The organism is Nocardia sp. NPDC055165 (assembly GCF_053606985.1).
Map to the genome: position 1 here is coordinate 805,143 of NZ_JBSGSS010000001.1, position 16,305 is coordinate 821,447.

17 protein-coding genes are annotated in these 16,305 nt (G+C 67.1%); 3 read left to right on the plus strand and 14 right to left on the minus strand.

Features of this window, described 5'->3' with window-relative positions:
• Nucleotides 1–7 precede the first annotated feature (7 nt).
• Nucleotides 8–760, minus strand: a complete 753-nt coding sequence (locus ACWFRF_RS03890; RefSeq protein ID WP_452448819.1) for an SDR family oxidoreductase — start codon at nt 758–760, stop codon at nt 8–10.
• 102 nt (nt 761–862) lie between these two features.
• On the opposite strand from ACWFRF_RS03890, the gene ACWFRF_RS03895 reads away from it, so the two are divergent.
• Nucleotides 863–1,711: a helix-turn-helix transcriptional regulator gene (locus ACWFRF_RS03895; RefSeq protein WP_452448820.1), complete on the plus strand. Its 849-nt coding sequence runs from the start codon at nt 863–865 to the stop codon at nt 1,709–1,711.
• A gap of 22 nt (nt 1,712–1,733) precedes the next feature.
• Here the strand turns inward: ACWFRF_RS03895 and ACWFRF_RS03900 are convergent, their stop codons facing one another.
• Both ACWFRF_RS03900 and ACWFRF_RS03905 read right to left on the minus strand, forming a co-directional pair.
• On the minus strand, nt 1,734–2,009 hold the full coding sequence (locus tag ACWFRF_RS03900) for a YggT family protein (RefSeq protein ID WP_378995159.1): 276 nt from the start codon (nt 2,007–2,009) through the stop codon (nt 1,734–1,736).
• A gap of 178 nt (nt 2,010–2,187) precedes the next feature.
• On the minus strand, nt 2,188–3,075 hold the full coding sequence (locus ACWFRF_RS03905; protein ID WP_452448821.1) for an alpha/beta fold hydrolase: 888 nt from the start codon (nt 3,073–3,075) through the stop codon (nt 2,188–2,190).
• A gap of 90 nt (nt 3,076–3,165) precedes the next feature.
• On the opposite strand from ACWFRF_RS03905, the gene ACWFRF_RS03910 reads away from it, so the two are divergent.
• Nucleotides 3,166–3,762 (plus strand): TetR/AcrR family transcriptional regulator, encoded by a 597-nt coding sequence (locus ACWFRF_RS03910; RefSeq protein ID WP_452448822.1) that lies wholly within the window; start codon nt 3,166–3,168, stop codon nt 3,760–3,762.
• 53 nt (nt 3,763–3,815) lie between these two features.
• Here the strand turns inward: ACWFRF_RS03910 and der are convergent, their stop codons facing one another.
• The 11 genes from der to steA all read right to left on the minus strand — a co-directional run bounded on the left by der (nt 3,816) and on the right by steA (nt 15,618).
• Nucleotides 3,816–5,231 (minus strand): ribosome biogenesis GTPase Der, encoded by a 1,416-nt coding sequence (der, locus tag ACWFRF_RS03915; protein WP_378995165.1) that lies wholly within the window; start codon nt 5,229–5,231, stop codon nt 3,816–3,818.
• On the minus strand, nt 5,228–5,932 hold the full coding sequence (gene cmk, locus ACWFRF_RS03920; protein ID WP_378995183.1) for a (d)CMP kinase: 705 nt from the start codon (nt 5,930–5,932) through the stop codon (nt 5,228–5,230). Before cmk ends, der begins: the two co-directional genes overlap by 4 nt.
• Nucleotides 5,933–5,970: 38 nt before the next feature.
• Nucleotides 5,971–7,386 (minus strand): pseudouridine synthase, encoded by a 1,416-nt coding sequence (locus ACWFRF_RS03925; protein WP_452448823.1) that lies wholly within the window; start codon nt 7,384–7,386, stop codon nt 5,971–5,973.
• An 8-nt stretch (nt 7,387–7,394) separates the two neighbouring features.
• On the minus strand, nt 7,395–8,051 hold the full coding sequence (gene scpB / locus ACWFRF_RS03930) for an SMC-Scp complex subunit ScpB (protein ID WP_101463266.1): 657 nt from the start codon (nt 8,049–8,051) through the stop codon (nt 7,395–7,397).
• Complete coding sequence (locus tag ACWFRF_RS03935; RefSeq protein WP_378995169.1) at nt 8,048–8,911, minus strand: segregation and condensation protein A; 864 nt, start codon at nt 8,909–8,911, stop codon at nt 8,048–8,050. The genes scpB and ACWFRF_RS03935 overlap by 4 nt, the downstream gene beginning before the upstream one ends.
• A 17-nt stretch (nt 8,912–8,928) precedes the next feature.
• A complete protein-coding gene (locus ACWFRF_RS03940; RefSeq protein WP_101463778.1) occupies nt 8,929–9,762 on the minus strand; it encodes a ParA family protein in 834 nt (277 codons plus the stop codon).
• A gap of 250 nt (nt 9,763–10,012) precedes the next feature.
• The gene (gene xerD / locus ACWFRF_RS03945; protein ID WP_452448824.1) at nt 10,013–10,945 is read right to left on the minus strand and encodes a site-specific tyrosine recombinase XerD; all 933 of its coding nucleotides are present in this window, start codon (nt 10,943–10,945) and stop codon (nt 10,013–10,015) included.
• Nucleotides 10,946–10,983: 38 nt separating this feature from the next.
• The gene (locus tag ACWFRF_RS03950) at nt 10,984–11,643 is read right to left on the minus strand and encodes an NUDIX domain-containing protein (RefSeq protein ID WP_378995173.1); all 660 of its coding nucleotides are present in this window, start codon (nt 11,641–11,643) and stop codon (nt 10,984–10,986) included.
• 21 nt (nt 11,644–11,664) lie between these two features.
• Entirely contained in the window at nt 11,665–13,389 is a 1,725-nt protein-coding gene (locus ACWFRF_RS03955) for a CTP synthase (protein WP_378630070.1), read from the minus strand.
• Between the two features lie 91 nt (nt 13,390–13,480).
• Nucleotides 13,481–14,422: a copper transporter gene (locus tag ACWFRF_RS03960; RefSeq protein ID WP_452448839.1), complete on the minus strand. Its 942-nt coding sequence runs from the start codon at nt 14,420–14,422 to the stop codon at nt 13,481–13,483.
• Nucleotides 14,419–15,618 (minus strand): putative cytokinetic ring protein SteA, encoded by a 1,200-nt coding sequence (gene steA / locus ACWFRF_RS03965; RefSeq protein ID WP_378995175.1) that lies wholly within the window; start codon nt 15,616–15,618, stop codon nt 14,419–14,421. The genes ACWFRF_RS03960 and steA overlap by 4 nt, the downstream gene beginning before the upstream one ends.
• Before the next feature lie 115 nt (nt 15,619–15,733).
• On the opposite strand from steA, the gene ACWFRF_RS03970 reads away from it, so the two are divergent.
• Nucleotides 15,734–16,153, plus strand: a complete 420-nt coding sequence (locus tag ACWFRF_RS03970) for an SRPBCC family protein (RefSeq protein ID WP_379314046.1) — start codon at nt 15,734–15,736, stop codon at nt 16,151–16,153.
• Nucleotides 16,154–16,305: the final 152 nt, after the last annotated feature.

The following is a 16,305-nucleotide window of genomic DNA, read 5'->3' on the forward strand; positions in this document are numbered from 1 at the left end:
CCCTCGATCATCCCTGTTCGGTGGGTACGACGATGAGTTCGGCGACGTTTACCCGGCGCGGTGCCGAGACGGCGAAGACGATCGCGTCGGCGATGTCCTCGGGGAGCAGGATTTCCAGTCCCTCCCGCCATCCGGCGAGCTCGGCGCGACGGGTGTCGTCGCGCATTCCGGCACCGAGTTCGGTGCCGACGAACCCGGGTTCGATGTTCTTGACCCGAACACCTCGTGGACCGAGTTCGGTGCGCAGAGTGCGGGTCAGGTGCGCTACCGCGGCCTTGGTGGCGCAGTAGACGCCATAGTTCGCAAACGCGGCGTGGCCGCCGATAGAACCGACGAACACCAGGTCGGCGCGGTGACCCGCGCCCGCGGCGGCGATTAGGTCATCGATGAAGGCTCTTCCGGTGTAGAGCAACCCGTTGATATTCGTCCCCACCATCTGATCCCATTCGTCGATCTCGGCCTGCTCGAACGGCGCGCCGAGCATGATGCCCGCGTTCGCGACGACCAGATCCACAGAGCCGAACGCGGCACGCACCTGCGCTGCGGCATCCAGGACCGACTGCCGCACGCTCACGTCGACAGCCACCGCGAGGGTGTTCGCGCCGAGCGTGCTCGCGAGTTCTTCCAGCCGATCCTTACGCCGCCCGAGCAGCGCGACGTTCATACCGTCAGCCGCCAGCCGTCGCGCGGTGGCGGCCCCGATACCGCTGGATGCTCCGGTGACGACAGCGACTCGGCCTTCGATGTTGTTGTGTGTCATGGCCACAACGTTCGTCTCGGTCCTCGCCGCGTGCCAGGTCGCAAACTTCCTGGTAGTGCGAGGGCCACCCAGCCGCCGCGAGGTCGGCATACCCTCGAAAACATGGATACCGACAACCGTCTCGGTGCGTTCCTGCGGGCCCGGCGCCAGCAGGTGGCCCCCGAAGAGTTCGGGATGGCCGGTGGCGGTCAGCGCCGCGTGACCGGACTCCGGCGCGAGGAAGTGGCCATGTTGGCCGGGATGAGCGCCGATTACTACATCCGGCTCGAACAGGGCCGAGACAAGCACCCGTCCGATCAGATCGTGGCGGCGTTGGCCCGGGTGTTCTCGCTCGACGACGACGGCATCGCGCACCTACGGGAATTGGCGCGCCCGGCACCGCGACGCAGTCGTGCACCGCGGCGACCGGAACGGGTCACGCCGAGCCTGCTGCGCCTGATGCGCACCTGGTCGGACACCCCGGCGCTGGTACTCGGCCGGTACATGGATGTTCTGGCCGCGACGCCGTCGGCCATCGCGCTGAACTCGTGTTCGGCGCCGGGTGTCAATCAGGTCAGGATGGTGTTCCTCGACCCCGAGGCCCGCAACGTTTTTCCGGATTGGCCGAGAATCGCCGCGGAGACCGTGGCCGGTCTGCGGGTCGGCGCGGGCACCGATCTCGACGACCCACGTCTGACCGAGCTGGTGGGCGAACTGTCGTTGAAGAGCGAAGAATTCCGCCGCCTCTGGGCCAAACACGATGTCCGCGCGAAAACCGCCGGCGAGAAACGTTTCGTCCATCCACTGGTCGGTGAGCTCGGCTTGTCCTACGAAACCTTCACGGTCAACGGGACGCCGGGCCAGACACTTGTCGTCTACCACGCCGAGCCGGGTTCTGATTCCGCGCAGTCACTGGCCCTGCTCGCGGGCCTGCCCGTCGACGCCGCGCCCGCGAGCTCGCCGGCGCGCTGACCCCTCGGCAGCGCCACCTCGACTACAGGCTGAAGGCGATCGCTCGCAGGATCAGGACGGCGATGAATACGGCGGTGAAGGCCAGGTCCAGGGAGAAGTCACCGATCCGGATCGGCTTGAGCACCTTGCGTACCGGGGCGATCACCGGTTCGGTCGCGGCGTGGGTCACCTCCCTGGCTTTGCGGGCCCACTGGGGACCGTTGCCCAGCGCATCGATCCAGTCCACCACCATGCGGGCGATCAGCAGCACCAGAAAGACTGTCAGCGCGTAGCCGACCAGGGTTCCCACAAGACTCATGACGCACTCCCTCGCGGAGGCCTCAGAGGACCTCTTACCGCTCTCAACGTGCCCGACATTGCCAAGGTGTCCACCACCCGGTTGTTCTCAGTCGATTATCAGGCCCGCGGCCACGTTCTTCGTGGTGATCGCGGGCGCGGCGTGGTGGCGTCCGAGCGGTAATAGCGAGCGGCGACGCCTACTCTCCGTGGCGGGCGTCCGTAGGCTCGTAGCGACTGGTGAAGTCGAGAATGCGGGCAGTCACCGGCTTCGGGATCTCGTGGAACAAGCCGTGCCCGGCCCCGCGGAAGATCTCGACTTCACAGGTGGGCACGTTGTCGCGCAGGCGTTGTTCGGCAAGTTGCGAGTCGACCACCAACGACTCCGACCCGAGCAGTACCAGCGTCGGCATGGTGATCGTGGCCAGCCGCTCGTCGGTGAACATCTTCGGGTAGCCGATCGAGGGTGCGTATCCCAGCGCTGCCTTCACCCCGTCGAATTCCGCGTCGTTCAAGGTGACGCCGGGGTTGAGCCGCGCGTTCATCGCACGCAGGTTCTTGTCCGTGGGCCGGGCACCGACCCGGATCATCGTCCACAGCAGGCTCCACTTGATCTTCGTCAGCGTGCCGCCCGGTTCGAGCACGGTCAGGCTCGCCAGGCGGCGCTGCGTAGTGGTGGCGATCGCCATCGCCTGCCAGCCGCCCTGCGAGTAACCGACCAGGTGGACCTGGTCGACGCCGAGCCCGTCGAGAACCTCGCCGAACCAGGTACCGAAGCCGTTTTCGTCGATCGGTGCGGTCTGCACGCTCAGGCCGGGAGCGCCGATCATTTCGGGCATGTAGACGACGCGGTCACGAGCGAAATCCTCGATGACGTGGTTCCAGGACAGGCTGTTGGCGCCGAGTGAGTGCATGAGCACGATCGGGACACCCTCTCCCGCACCAGATTTACGGACACGAGTGGAACCGAAAGAAGTGGAGACCTCGAGCAGGGTCGACGGCACCGTCCACTGCTTTTCCAGTTCCCGATAGGTCCGCAGGTACTCCTCGCGCGCCTTGTCGTTCTTGAATCGCCCGATCTTGGCCATGACCACCCCTGTTTCTCGTTGGTGATATCACCGTACCACATAGATGGTATGGGCGTACCATGAAAATCCGCCAGGACAGTAGGAGGAGCGATGCCACGTTTGGCCGACCACGAAGAACGGCGCAGATCGATCACCGGCGCTGCTCGACGGGTCATCGCCCGGGGCGGACTGGAAGCCGCGACCTTCCAGTCCGTGGCCGCCGAAGCCGGGGTCTCGGTGCGGTCGGTGCAGTACTACTTCGGCACCAAACGGGAGTTCCTGCTCGCCACGCACCGTGCTGTCGTCGAGGATTCCGGCGCCCGGATGGCACAGGGATTCGCGGCTCTCGGGCCGGACGCCGGTCCCCGCGATGTCGTGCGCACGATCCTGATCTCGGTCCTGCCCCTCGACGAGGCAAGTCGGCGCGACGCCGTCATTCTCGGCATCTTCCACGCCGCGACACTCACCGGCCCCGACGTCGAATCCGCCGATACCGCGGGCGCCCCGAACTACATCATCGACGCGGTCGCGGGACAACTACGGCAGCTGCGCGGTCCTGACGCCGACGAGAAGACGCTCATCGCCGATGCCGAGGTGATCCTGCTCGCCGTCGGCGGGCTGACGCAAGGAATGCTCACCGACGACCACTATGCCGCGCGCGCGACACACTTGGTCGACCATCTGCTCGACCGCGTACTCGACGCCTGAAAAACGAAGAGCCCCGGCGATATTCGCCGGGGCTCACTCGTCTGGCACTCGAACTACTTCTTACGTTCCTTCTTCTCGCGCACACGCACCGAAATGCGCACCGGCGAACCGTCGAAACCGAACTCCTCACGCAGGCGGCGCTCCAGGAAGCGGCGGTAGCCTGCCTCGAGGAACCCGGTGGTGAACAGCACGAACGTCGGCGGGCGGGTGCTCGCCTGGGTGGCGAACATGACGCGGGGCTGACGACCGCCACGCATCGGCGGCGGGGTGGCCGCGATGACTTCCTTGAGCCAGGTGTTGAGGCGGCCGGTGGAGATGCGCTTGTCCCAGGACTCGAGCGCGGTCTCCATCTGCGGGACCAGCTTCGCCACGGCGCGGCCGGTGTGAGCCGAGATGTTGACCCGCTGCGCCCACGGCACGCGCACCAGATCGCGATCGATCTCACGCTCGAGCATGTAGCGGCGGTCCTCGTCGACCAGGTCCCACTTGTTGAACGCCAGCACCAGCGCGCGACCGGACTCGGCGACCAGGCTGATCACGCGCAGATCCTGTTCGGTGATCGGCACCGAGGCGTCGATCAGCATGATCGCGACCTCGGAGGCTTCCAGCGCCGACTTCGTCCGCAGCGAGGCGTAGAACTCGGTGCCGGTGGCGTTGGAGACCTTGCGGCGCAGACCGGCGGTGTCGACGAACTTCCACGTCTTGCCGCCCAGCTCGACCAGCGAGTCGACCGGGTCGACGGTGGTGCCCGCGACATCGTGGACCACCGAACGCTCGTCGCCTGCCAGTTTGTTGAGCAGGCTGGACTTGCCGACGTTCGGCTTGCCGACCAGTGCCACGCGACGCGGTCCCGCGACGGCGGTACCTTCGCGCGGGGTCTCGGGCAGCGCGCCGAGCACGTCGTCGAGCAGGTCACCGGTGCCACGGCCGTGCGCGGCCGAGACCATGCGCGGTTCGCCCAGACCCAGCGACCACAGCGAGGCCGCCTCGATTTCGACCTTCTGATCGTCGACCTTGTTGGCCACCAGGATCACCGGGATCTTGGAGCGGCGCAGCTTGCGCACCGCGGCCTCGTCGGTCGTGGTAGCTCCGACGGTGGCGTCGACGACGAGCAGGATGGCGTCGGCGGTTTCCATGGCCACCTCGGCCTGGCGCGCGACGTGCTGCTGCAGACCCTTGGCGTCGGGTTCCCAACCGCCGGTGTCCTGCACCATGAAGCGGCGCCCCGCCCAGTTGGCCTCGTACGAAATGCGGTCACGGGTGACACCGGGAACATCTTCGACCACTGCTTCGCGGCGGCCGAGAATGCGGTTGACCAGGGTCGACTTGCCCACGTTCGGGCGTCCGACCACGGCCAGCGTGGGCATGGCGACGTGCTGTTCGCCTTCGCCGTCCCCGTCGATGTCGAGGACTTCCCATTCGGACTCGTCGGTCCAGGTTCCGTCGCCTACGAGAATCTCTTCGATCATCGCGGACCTCCTGTCGTGGCCGAAAGCTGCTGAGCCACCACGCGATACAGCTCCTCGATGGTCTGTGCCATCGTCAGGTCGCTGGTGTCGACGAGCACCGCGTCGGCGGCGGGGCGCAACGGCGACACTGTGCGGGTGGAGTCGAGGGTGTCGCGGCGCTGCACGTCGGCCAGCACGGCCGCGTAATCGTCGCCGCGGCCCTCGCGGATGTTCTGTGCGTTGCGCCGCTCGGCGCGTGCCTCCGCGGAGGCGGTGAGATAGATCTTGGCGTCGGCGCCGGTGAGCACGACGGTGCCGATATCGCGGCCTTCGACCACGATGCGTCCGGCCATCGCCGTGATCTCGCGTTGCAGGGCGACGAGCTGCTCGCGCACCTGCGCCACCGCGGAAACAGCGGAGACGGCCTTGGTGACGGCGTCGCCGCGGATCTCCGCCGAGACGTCCTCACCGTCGAGTTCGATCACCTCGTGGCTGGGGTCGGTACCGATCGAAAGCGGCAGTGCCGCAACGGTTTCCGCGATCGCAGCCGAATCGGTCAGCTCGACACCCGCACGCAGCACGCGCAGGGTCGCGACCCGGTACATGGCACCGGTGTCGAGGTAGCGGGCGCCGAGGCGCGCGGCGAGCCGACGCGACACGCTGGACTTACCGGTGCCGGAAGGACCGTCCATCGCGACGACGAGCGTCGCGTCACCGGTCATCCGGTCGCCGGTGAATTCCAGGGGAAAGTCCACACCGTTCACAGCTGCACCGCCTCGTAGAGTTTGCCGATCTCGTCGCGGCCGAGCACCCGCAGCGTGCCGGGACGCTGGTCGCCCAGTGCCACTGGGCCGAGGTGGGTGCGCACCAGCCGGATCACCGGGTGGCCGACCTCGTCGAGCAGCCTACGCACGATGTGCTTGCGGCCCTCGTGCAGCACGAGCTTCACCAGCGACCGGCCCTGGTAGGCCTCGAGCACCATGAACTTGTCGACCTTGGCGGGTCCGTCCTCGAGCTCGACGCCTTCGCGCAAGCGCTTGCCGACCAGGCGGTAGTTCACCTCGCCGTCGACGGTGGCCAAGTAGGTCTTGGGAACTTCGAACGAGGGGTGCATCAGTCGATGCGCCATCTCGCCGTCATTGGTGACCAGCAGCAGGCCCTCGGTGTCGGCATCGAGACGGCCGACGTGGAACAGTCGCTGACCAGCGGCGATCCGCTCGGCGATGATATCGCCGACGCAGGGGCGCCCCAGGTCGTCGGACATGGTGGACTGCCAGCCCCTCGGCTTGTTCAGCACCAGGTGCACCAGCTCGTCGCGGACCACGACACGGGTGCCGTCGACACGCACGACCGCGTTCTCGGCGTCGATGCGCAGACCCTGCTCACGCACGATCTTGCCGTCGACCTCGACGCGACCGGCCGCGATCATCTCCTCGGCGGCGCGACGCGAGGCCACACCCGCCTTGGCGAGAACCTTCTGCAACCGTTCGCCTTCGCCCCAGGGAAGCTTCTTGGGCCCCTCGGTGACGTCGGCGTGCTGGTGCCGCGCGGGCTTGGCGTTGTTCAGGATCGTCGGAGCGACGACCTTCTTCTGCGGCTTCGTGGTCTTCTTGCGAGCCGCGAAGGCTTGAGTGCCGGCCGAAGCGCCGCTGCGCTGACCAGCTGTGCCTCCACGCTGTCCGCGGTCGGCGTCACCACGCGGGTAGCCGCCACCGCTGGAGGCACCGGTGCTGCGACGGTCATCACGCTGACCTGCGCCCGCGGGGCCACCTCGACGGTCGTCACGCTGGTAACCACCAGCGGACGCGCCGCGACCGGCCGGGGCACCGCGTCGATCGTCACGCTGGAAGCCACCGGTCGAACTGCCGCGACGGTCACCACCGGTGGACGCGCCACGACGGTCATCACGCTGGTACCCACCGCCGGTGGATCCACGACGACCGCCGGACTCGGCGTCACGCTGGAAACTGCCTGCGGACCGGGCTGCTGTCTGATTGCCGCGCTGGAAGCCACCCGCGCCGGTGCCGCGCCGGCCCGGAGCCGCTGCGCGGGAGCCACCCTGCCCGGTGCGCGCACTGTCGCCGCGGTTGCCCGCGGTTCGATTCGCGCCACTGCGGGGCTGGTCGCTGCGATTTCTTCGATCCGGTGTGCCATCTCGGCGAGCGGAATTATTCATCTGTCCTGTCAATCGTCGGTGCCGAGGTCCATGTCGGACTCGGCGGGTTTTTTCAGCCTGGTGAACCGGGGATCGGTTTCCAGGCTCTCGCTGATCTCGTCGATCAGATCGACGCCGGGAAGCAGCGGCGCCAGCAGTGGCAGGTCGCCGAGAGAGGCGAGCCCGATCCGTTCGAGGAACAACTCGGTGGTGCGGTACAGCGTGCCGTTGGTTTCGGGGTCCTGACCCGCTTCCGCGATCAAGCCTCTGGCCAACAGCGTGCGCATCACTCCGTCGACGTTCACCCCTCGGACCGCGCTGACCCGCATGCGGGTCACCGGCTGGCGATAGGCCACTACCGCCAAGGTTTCCAAGGCGGCCCGGGTCAGTTTCGTCCGGGCCCCGTCGAGCAGTACCCGCTCGACATAGGGCGCGTACTCCTGTCGAGTATAGAAGCGCCATCCGTCACCGACGAAACGCAGGTCGATGCCGCTGCCGCGCGCGCTCAGTTCCGCCGACATCGCGCGCAGGACGGTTTCGACCCGCTCGCTGGTGTCGTCCAAGGCCGCTGCCAGCTGTTCTGTGGGTGCCGGGGCGTCGACGACGAGCAGCATCGCCTCCAGTGCCGACCGCAATTCGAGGTCGTCGAGTGGCTCGGAGGTGAATTCCGCCACTGCCTCTGTCATCCGTAATCCTCCTCGAAGGTCAATGCCGCTGCTTCCGCGTCAGGGTCGAGCTCGCCGAGCCAGCTGACAGCCAACGGCCCGAGCGGATCGGGTTGGTCGAAGGCGATGGTCTTACCGCGGTACAGCTCCAGCAACGCCAGGAACCGCGCCACGATTTCCACCGGGACTGTGCAGTCGACCACCAATTCGGCGAAGGTGGTCCAGCCGCCCGGCCCGCGTTCCTTCAACAGGGCCAGCACCAGCTCGGCCTGCTCGGCGACCGAGATGGTGTGCATGTGCAGATGCCCGAGCCCGACCTCGGCGACCGGACGTGGCCGGAAGGCCGCCGCCGCGATCTCGGCGAACGCGGCGATATCCACCCCGAGGGTGACCTCGGGCAGCAGTCCTTCGAACTGTTCCTCGAGCGCCACCGAGCGCGGATACCGGCGCAGGGCCGCGGCTTCCAGCTCGGCGAGCAGTTCGGCCACCTGCTTGAACGCGCGATATTGCAGCAATCGCGCGAACAGCAGGTCGCGCGCATCGAGGAGTTCGAGATCGTCGGCGTCGGTCATCTCACCCGAGGGCAGCAGCCGGGCGGCCTTGAGGTCGAGCAAAGTGGCGGCGACGACGAGGAATTCGGTGGTCTGATCGAGAATCTTGTCCGCGCGCAGCTTGGTGTTCTCGGCCAGCTCGGCGGTCAGGGCCTTGGTGTAGGCGATGAATTCGTCGGTGACCTGGTGCAGCGCGACTTCGGTGACATCGAGTTTGCGCGAGCTGATCAACGTCAGCAGCAGATCGAACGGCCCCTCGAAATTGGTGAGCCGCAGATGAAAACCGGATTTGTCCGCGGCCGGCACCGCGTCTTCGGGTACTGCTTGCACCGCAGGTGTAGCTCCGATCACCGGCCAGACCGGTGGATGACTTCACGGGCCATCGCTCGATACGACTCGGCGCCGCCCGATTTCGGCGACCAGGTGGTGATCGGCTCCCCGGCGACGCTGGCGTCGGGGAAGCGCACGGTGCGTGAGATGGCGGTGTCGTAGACCAGGTCACCGAACACCTCGACCACCCGCGACATCACCTGACGCGAATGCAGCAGGCGCGCATCGAACATGGTGACCACGATGCCGTAGAGGCTCAGTCGCGGATTCAGACGGTCGCGCACCTTCTCGACGGTGTCGTTGAGCAATGCGAGCCCGCGCAGCGAGAAGTACTCGCATTCCATCGGAATGATCACGCCGTCGGAGCAGGCCAGCGCGTTGACCGTGAGCAGACCGAGCGAGGGCTGGCAGTCGATGAGGATGTAGTCGTAGCGATCACGCACGCTGTGCAGGGCGCGGCCGAGCGACTGTTCGCGGCCGACCTCGTTCACCAGCTGGATCTCGGCGGCGGAGAGGTCGATGTTGCTGGGTAACAGGTCCATGCCGTCGACCTTGGTGGTCTGCAGCACGTCGTCGACCTTGGCCTTGCCGCCGATCAGCAGGTCGTGCACGGTGAGTTCGAGGTCGTGGTGCGCCACCCCCAGCCCGGCCGAGAGCGCACCCTGGGGGTCGAGATCTACGAGCAGCACCCGGCGACCGTACTCGGCCAGTGCCGCACCGAGATTGATGGTCGAGGTGGTCTTTCCGACCCCGCCCTTCTGGTTGCACATGGCGACGACGAGTGCGTCGCCATGTCGCTGGACCTGGGGTGGATCGGGCACCAGTCGCAGCGGGCGCCCTGTCGGGCCCATCTCGACGGCCTCGGCGACCTGTTCCGGTCCACCGTCCCACGGTGTTTCCGCTGTCGTCACGATCCGCTGCTCCTTATACGTTTTCCTTGCCGGTAACCCCTGTCGAGGGTAGCGAGGCCGATCCGGGACCGGCTCGCTTTCGTACGGTCCAACTCTGGGTAGACGCTACCGCTCGGACCGGTGAGGTACAGCATGGCAACGCCGGGCGTGTTCGCACGATACCTGCTCAGCGGGTATCGGAGGTGCCGGTTCACGTCGCACGGGGATGGGCAGTGGCCCACACTTCACGCAGGGTGCTCACCGTCACGAGCGTGTATATCTGGGTCGTGGTCACCGAGGCGTGGCCGAGCAGTTCCTGCACCACCCGCACATCGGCGCCGCCGTCGAGCAGATGGGTCGCGAAGGAGTGACGCAGGGTGTGCGGCGAGACCGTCACCCCGATTCCGGCGCGTTCGGCGGCAGTCTGCAAGACCTGCCACGCGCTCTGCCGGGACAGTCTGCCGCCGCGGGCGTTGAGGAAAAGAGCTCCGCCGGAACCCTTTCCGCTCGCGGCGAGAGCGGGTCGACCGCGCACCAGGTACGCGTCGACAGCCGCGAGCGCCGGGCGGCCGATCGGGACGAGGCGCTGCTTTCCGCCCTTGCCGTGCAGCACCACACAGCGTTGCTCGGCGTCGATGTCGTCGACGTCGAGTCCCACCATCTCCGAAATCCGCGCGCCCGTGGAGTAGAGCAGCTCCAGCAGCGCCCGGTCACGCAGTCCGCGCGGGCCACCGTCGGAACCGTCCGGTTCGCCACCCGCCGATTCGAGAAGTCGCAGAACCTGGTCGTAGGGCAGTGCTTTGGGCAGCCGGCGACCCGGCGCGGGTGGTTTCACCGCATGCGCCACATCGGTATCGGTGAGTCCCTCGGCGGCGGCGAACCGGTGCAGTCCGCGGACCGCGATCAACGCCCTCGCCACCGAACCCGCTGCCAGCGCGGGATAGTCCGCTCCGCCTGCGCGCAACGCCATGGTGAATTCGGCGACATCGCCCTGGGCCACCGCGCCCAACGATTCGACACCGCGCCCGGTCAAGAAAGCCCGGTAGCGGGCGAGGTCACGACGGTAGGCGCCGAGGGTGTTGCGCGCGGCTCCGCGCTCGACCGCGAGATGGTCGAGATAGGCGGCTATCTCCCGCTCGAGCACGCCCTCGCCTGTCTAGTCCCCGCCGACCGCTGCGGTGTTCACGCGTGGTTGCCGTGCGTCGATGCTGCCTCGGCGGCCTTGCGCCGCAGGAACGTGGTCGGCTGACCGGGCCACGGTGCGTCGGGTGCGCGCAACGGAACCCCGCTCGCCTCGGCCGCGGCATAGGCGAGGACCCCGGCGACCGCGGTCGCGTTCACGATCTCCCCGGCCAGTGCGGCCCGCACCGCCTCCGCGAGTGGCATCCGCACCAGCTCGAGGTCGGCTTCCTCGTGCTCGGGATCGGGCCGGTCGGTGGCGCTGAGACCGGTCGCGAAGAACACCCGCAATGCCTCGTCGGTGAAGCCCGGCGACAACGCCACATCCACCAGCACCGACCACTGCGCGGCGGCGAGGCCCGTCTCCTCGGCCAGCTCACGCTTGGCCGCGGTGAGCGGGTCCTCACCGTCGATATCGAGCAGCCCGGCGGGCAGTTCCAGCAGCCTGGTGCCGATCGGATGCCGGTACTGACGGATCAGCACCACGTTGCCGTCGTCGTCGAGCGCGAGCACCGCGACAGCACCGTGATGCTCGATCACCTCACGCTCGGCGACCCGCCCGTCCGGCATCCTGACCTGATCCTGGCGCAGAGCCAGGATCGCGCCGCTGTAGAGCACCCGGCTCGACACCGTCTCGAAGTCGTGACTACCGGGCTCGCTCATGCGTTCCTATCGCCGATCTTCCTAGGCTTCCGCGGTGGCCTGCTCCGCGAGCTCTTCCTCCGGGAAGTCTACGGGAAGCCGTTCGGCCAGTTTGTATTTCAACGCGGCGTTGATCAGCGCCGCGAACAGCGGATGCGGCCGGGTCGGACGGCTCTTGAGCTCCGGATGCGCCTGGGTGGCGACGAAGAACGGATGCACCGAAGCCGGGTACTCGACGAACTCCACCAGGTGCCCGTCGGGCGAGGTACCGGAGAAGACCAGCCCGCTCTTGGCGATGGCATCGCGGTAGGAGTTGTTCACCTCGAACCGGTGCCGGTGCCGCTCGGACACGTTCTCGGTGCCGTACGCCTGCGCGACGACCGAGCCCTTCTTCAACGTGGCGGGGTAGGCGCCCAGTCGCATGGTGCCGCCCAGATCGGCTTCGCCGGCGACAACGTCTTCCTGGTCGGCCATGGTCGAGATGACCGGGTTCTTGGTGTCGGGCTCGAATTCGGCCGAGTTCGCGTCGGCGATACCGACCGAACGCGCCGCCTCGATGACCACGCACTGCAAACCGAGGCACAGGCCGAGCAGCGGGATACCGCGACGGCGGGCGTAGCCGATCGCGCCGAGTTTGCCCTCGATACCGCGGATGCCGAACCCACCGGGGATCAGCACAGCGTCGACGTCACGCAGCGCCGCCTGCGCGCCGACCTCGGTCTCGCACTCGTCGGACGGCACCCAGCGGATGTTCACCTTGGCGCGATGGGCGAAACCACCCGCACGCAACGCCTCGGTCACCGACAGGTAGGCATCGGGCAGATCGACGTACTTGCCGACCAGCGCCACCTCGACGGTCTCCCGCGGCGAATGCACGCGATCGAGCAGATCGCCCCACACCGCCCAGTCCACATCGCGGAACGGCAGCCCCAGCTTGCGCACCACATAGGCATCGAGGCCCTCGCTGTGCAGCACCTTGGGGATGTCGTAGATCGACGGCGCGTCCGGCGTGGAGATGCACGCCTCCACATCGACGTCGCACATCAGCGCGATCTTGTTCTTGAGACCCTGCGGGACCTCGCGGTCGCAACGCAGGATCAGTGCGTCGGGCTGGATACCGATATTGCGCAGCGCGGCCACCGAGTGCTGCGTCGGCTTGGTCTTGAGCTCACCCGAGGGCGCCAGATACGGCACCAGCGACACATGCAGGAAGAACACATTGTCGCGACCCACATCGTGACGGATCTGGCGGGCCGCCTCGAGAAACGGCTGCGACTCGATGTCACCGACGGTGCCACCGATCTCGGTGATCACCACGTCCGGCACATGCCCCTCGAGATCGGGACCCTGCATCGCCAGGATGCGGCTCTTGATCTCGTCGGTGATATGCGGAATGACCTGCACCGTATCGCCGAGATACTCACCGCGGCGTTCCTTGGCGATCACCGTCGAATAGATCTGGCCGGTGGTCACGTTCGCGTCCATCGTGAGATCGCGATCGAGGAAACGCTCGTAGTGCCCCACGTCCAGGTCGGTCTCGGCGCCGTCTTCGGTGACGAACACCTCGCCGTGCTGGAACGGGTTCATGGTGCCCGGATCGACATTGAGATACGGGTCGAGCTTCTGCATCGTCACCCGCATGCCGCGCGCGGTCAGGAGCTGACCGAGGCTGGAGGCGGTGAGACCCTTACCCAATGAGGAGGCGACGCCACCGCTCACGAAGATGTGCTTGGTGGCACTTTTAGCCTGATTCCGTTGATGACCCACGGACCACCACTGTACCGCTAGTCCGCCTCTCCGCGTATTTTGCCGGTCGTTAGCGGGCGGCGTGTTGGGTTCGCGGTGGTGAGGTTCTCACTCAGCGGGGCATGGCTACCAGTGTCAGCGACGTCGCTGTCGGGCCTGTTCCGTAGCGGCCCGCGCCGCCGGTCAGTTGTTCTGTCAGGGCGAGTGTTGTTGTCACCCGGCCGATTTCGCGGTCGATGTTGTCGACGGTGGTGACTGTGGTCGCGAGGGGGGCCTGGGCTCGGACGGTGGCTATCGGGGCGTTGCCCTCGACGGCGCCTTGGCGACCTGCGAGGACAGTGCCCGCGGCTCTTGCTCGGAGGGCGGCGGTGAAGCGGGCGATAGTCGCGCCCTGGCCGGTGTCGGGTTCGACACCGTTGCCGGTGATGACCACGGCCAGTTGCGCGGGTCTCGTCGGCGGGTCGGTGTAGGTGAGGAAGTCGCCGCCCCGGAGGGTTTCGAGGATCAGAGACAGTTCCTCGGGGGTGCTGCGGGGGTGGTTGGACACGGGGTCTTGGAGCAGGGCCAGGCCGAGGAGGTCGCCTGCGAGGCTGCCCTGGTCTACGGCGCCGGTGTTCAGTTGGGCCCCCGCGGGGACGATATTGGTCAGGGTGGAGCGCATGCGGTCGCCCTCCCCCGCGTCGACGAAGGACTCCGTCAAAGCGATGCGGCCGGTCACTGTGGCGCCCGCGGTGCGCAGGGAGTTGCTCACGCCGTCGATGTCGGCGGGGTCGGCGTCGGGGGTGGTGAGGACGACGACGGTGCGATCGGCCAGGGTGCCGTTCAGGATGCGCGCCGCCGAGCCCGCGATGAACTGGTCGGCGGACTCGAGGCGGGCGGTGAGCTGGGCGTTCTGCGCGGTCAGTTCGTCTACCTGGGTGTTCAGGTCGGTTTTGTCCGACCGGAGGCCCGAGATCATGGTGCCCGCGAGGGTGTGTGACCCGAGCACCACACCGACCGCGAGCGCGAGGAAGATCGCCGCGATCGAGATGGCGTGTTGACGCAGCGAGATCACAGCAGACCACGCACCCACAGGACAAAGCTGTTCCAGTACTCGATCGCCCAGTCCAGCACCTCGGAACCGTTGTGCGAAGCCAAGATCACCACCACGATCGCCACCAGGGCGGCCAGCACCACCAGCGCCACCGCGGCGCCCGCGGAACGATGCCGGTACAGGGTGGACACCGCGTTCGCGTCGACCAGCTTCGCGCCGACCTTCAATCGGGTCAGGAAGGTGGCCGGATTGCTGTCACGCCGGCCACGGTCGAAGAAGTCCTCGAGCGAAGCGGGCGCGCCCGCCAGCACGATCAGCGACGCACCGTGATGGTCGGCCAGCATCAACGCGAGATCGGTCGGCGAACCCGACGACGGGAACGTCGTGGCGCCGATACCCAGGTCCTGGATGCGCTCGAGGCCCTTGGCATGGCCGTCGGTATCGGCGGGCAAAATCATCTCGGCGCCGGATTTCAACGTCTCCGTGCTGATTTCGTCGGGGTCACCGACGATCAGGTCGGGCGTGTACTTGAGCTTGCGCAAGGTATCGGCGCCGCTGCCCACACCGATCAGAATCGGCGCGTACTCCTTGATGAACGGCTTGAGCCGCTGTAATTCCGCGAGATGGCCCGAACCGTCGGCGATGACGACCACGTGCCGGTTACGCATGTCCAGCTCGATATCGGGCACGCCCACACCATCGATCAGCAGCGCGCTCTCGGTACGCACGAATTCGGTGGTGTTGCCCGCGAACGCGTCGAGGTGATCGGCGAGTCCGTTGCGCGCCTCGATCATCCGGTCTGCGATAGCCGTCTCGTCGAACTCGATGCCCTCGACCAGGACCTCGGGTTCCTTCTTGGTGAGCCTGTCGGCGTAGACGATGCCGCCGTCGATGCGGACCTTCGACCCGTCCTTGATCCTGCCGAACGCGTCGGAGGACACCGTGTCCATCAGCACGATCCCGTTGGCCACCAACACCTCCGGCCCGAGGTTGGGATACCGCCCGGAAATCGAGGGCGAGGTGTTGATCACCGCGAGCACCCCCGCCTCGACCAGCCGATCGGCGGTGTGGCGGTCCAGGTCGGTCGCGTCGAGGACGACCACGTCCCCGGGACCGACCCGCCGCAGCAGTCGTCCGGTATCGCGATCCACCCGGGCGATCCCGGCGACACCGGGCAGCGTTTCCGTGTTCCGTGACAACAGCGCCGGCATCTTCATGAGGCCGATGATGAAGCCAAACCCTCAACCTTTGGTGGAGGCGCGCCGGTCGGAGCACGGGTGACGACTACCCGTATGCTCCGGGTCACAGACATTTCGGACAGGAGACACATCCATGCCACGTAGCACCGTCGAAACGGTCTTCGACGCACCTCGCGACATCGTCTACCGCCTCTTCACCGAGCGTGAGGCCGTCAGCCCGTACCTGCCGATCCAGGTCAAGCTCATCAAAGCGGGCGATCCGGCCACCGGCGTCGGCGCCCAGCACCTGCTGGGTTTCGGCAAGGTGGGCGTCACCGAGGAGATCACCGCCCTCACCCCCGGTGAGCGGATGGAATACAAGATCGTCAAGGGCGCCCCGGTCAAGCGCCACGTCGGCACCATCACCTTCGCCGATACGAGTGAGGGCGGTACTCGGGTGGTCTACACGATGGAGTCGGAGCCGTCGCTGCCGGTGCCTGCGCCTGCGCTGGAGTTCGGGTTGCGTCAGCTGACCAATCAGCTGATCGGCGGGGTGCGTAAAGCACTGCGCTGAGGTTGGTGGGGCTCGGGACTCGGTGATCGGTAGTCCTGGAGGCACTGGCTGTATTTTTGGCGCGCTGGCGCGCGCGTGTCTGCGGCCCTGATTGGCCCGCCGGTCAGGCACCGGGGCTTGCTCCTTCGTCGCCTACGCCCCGGCGCCTGACC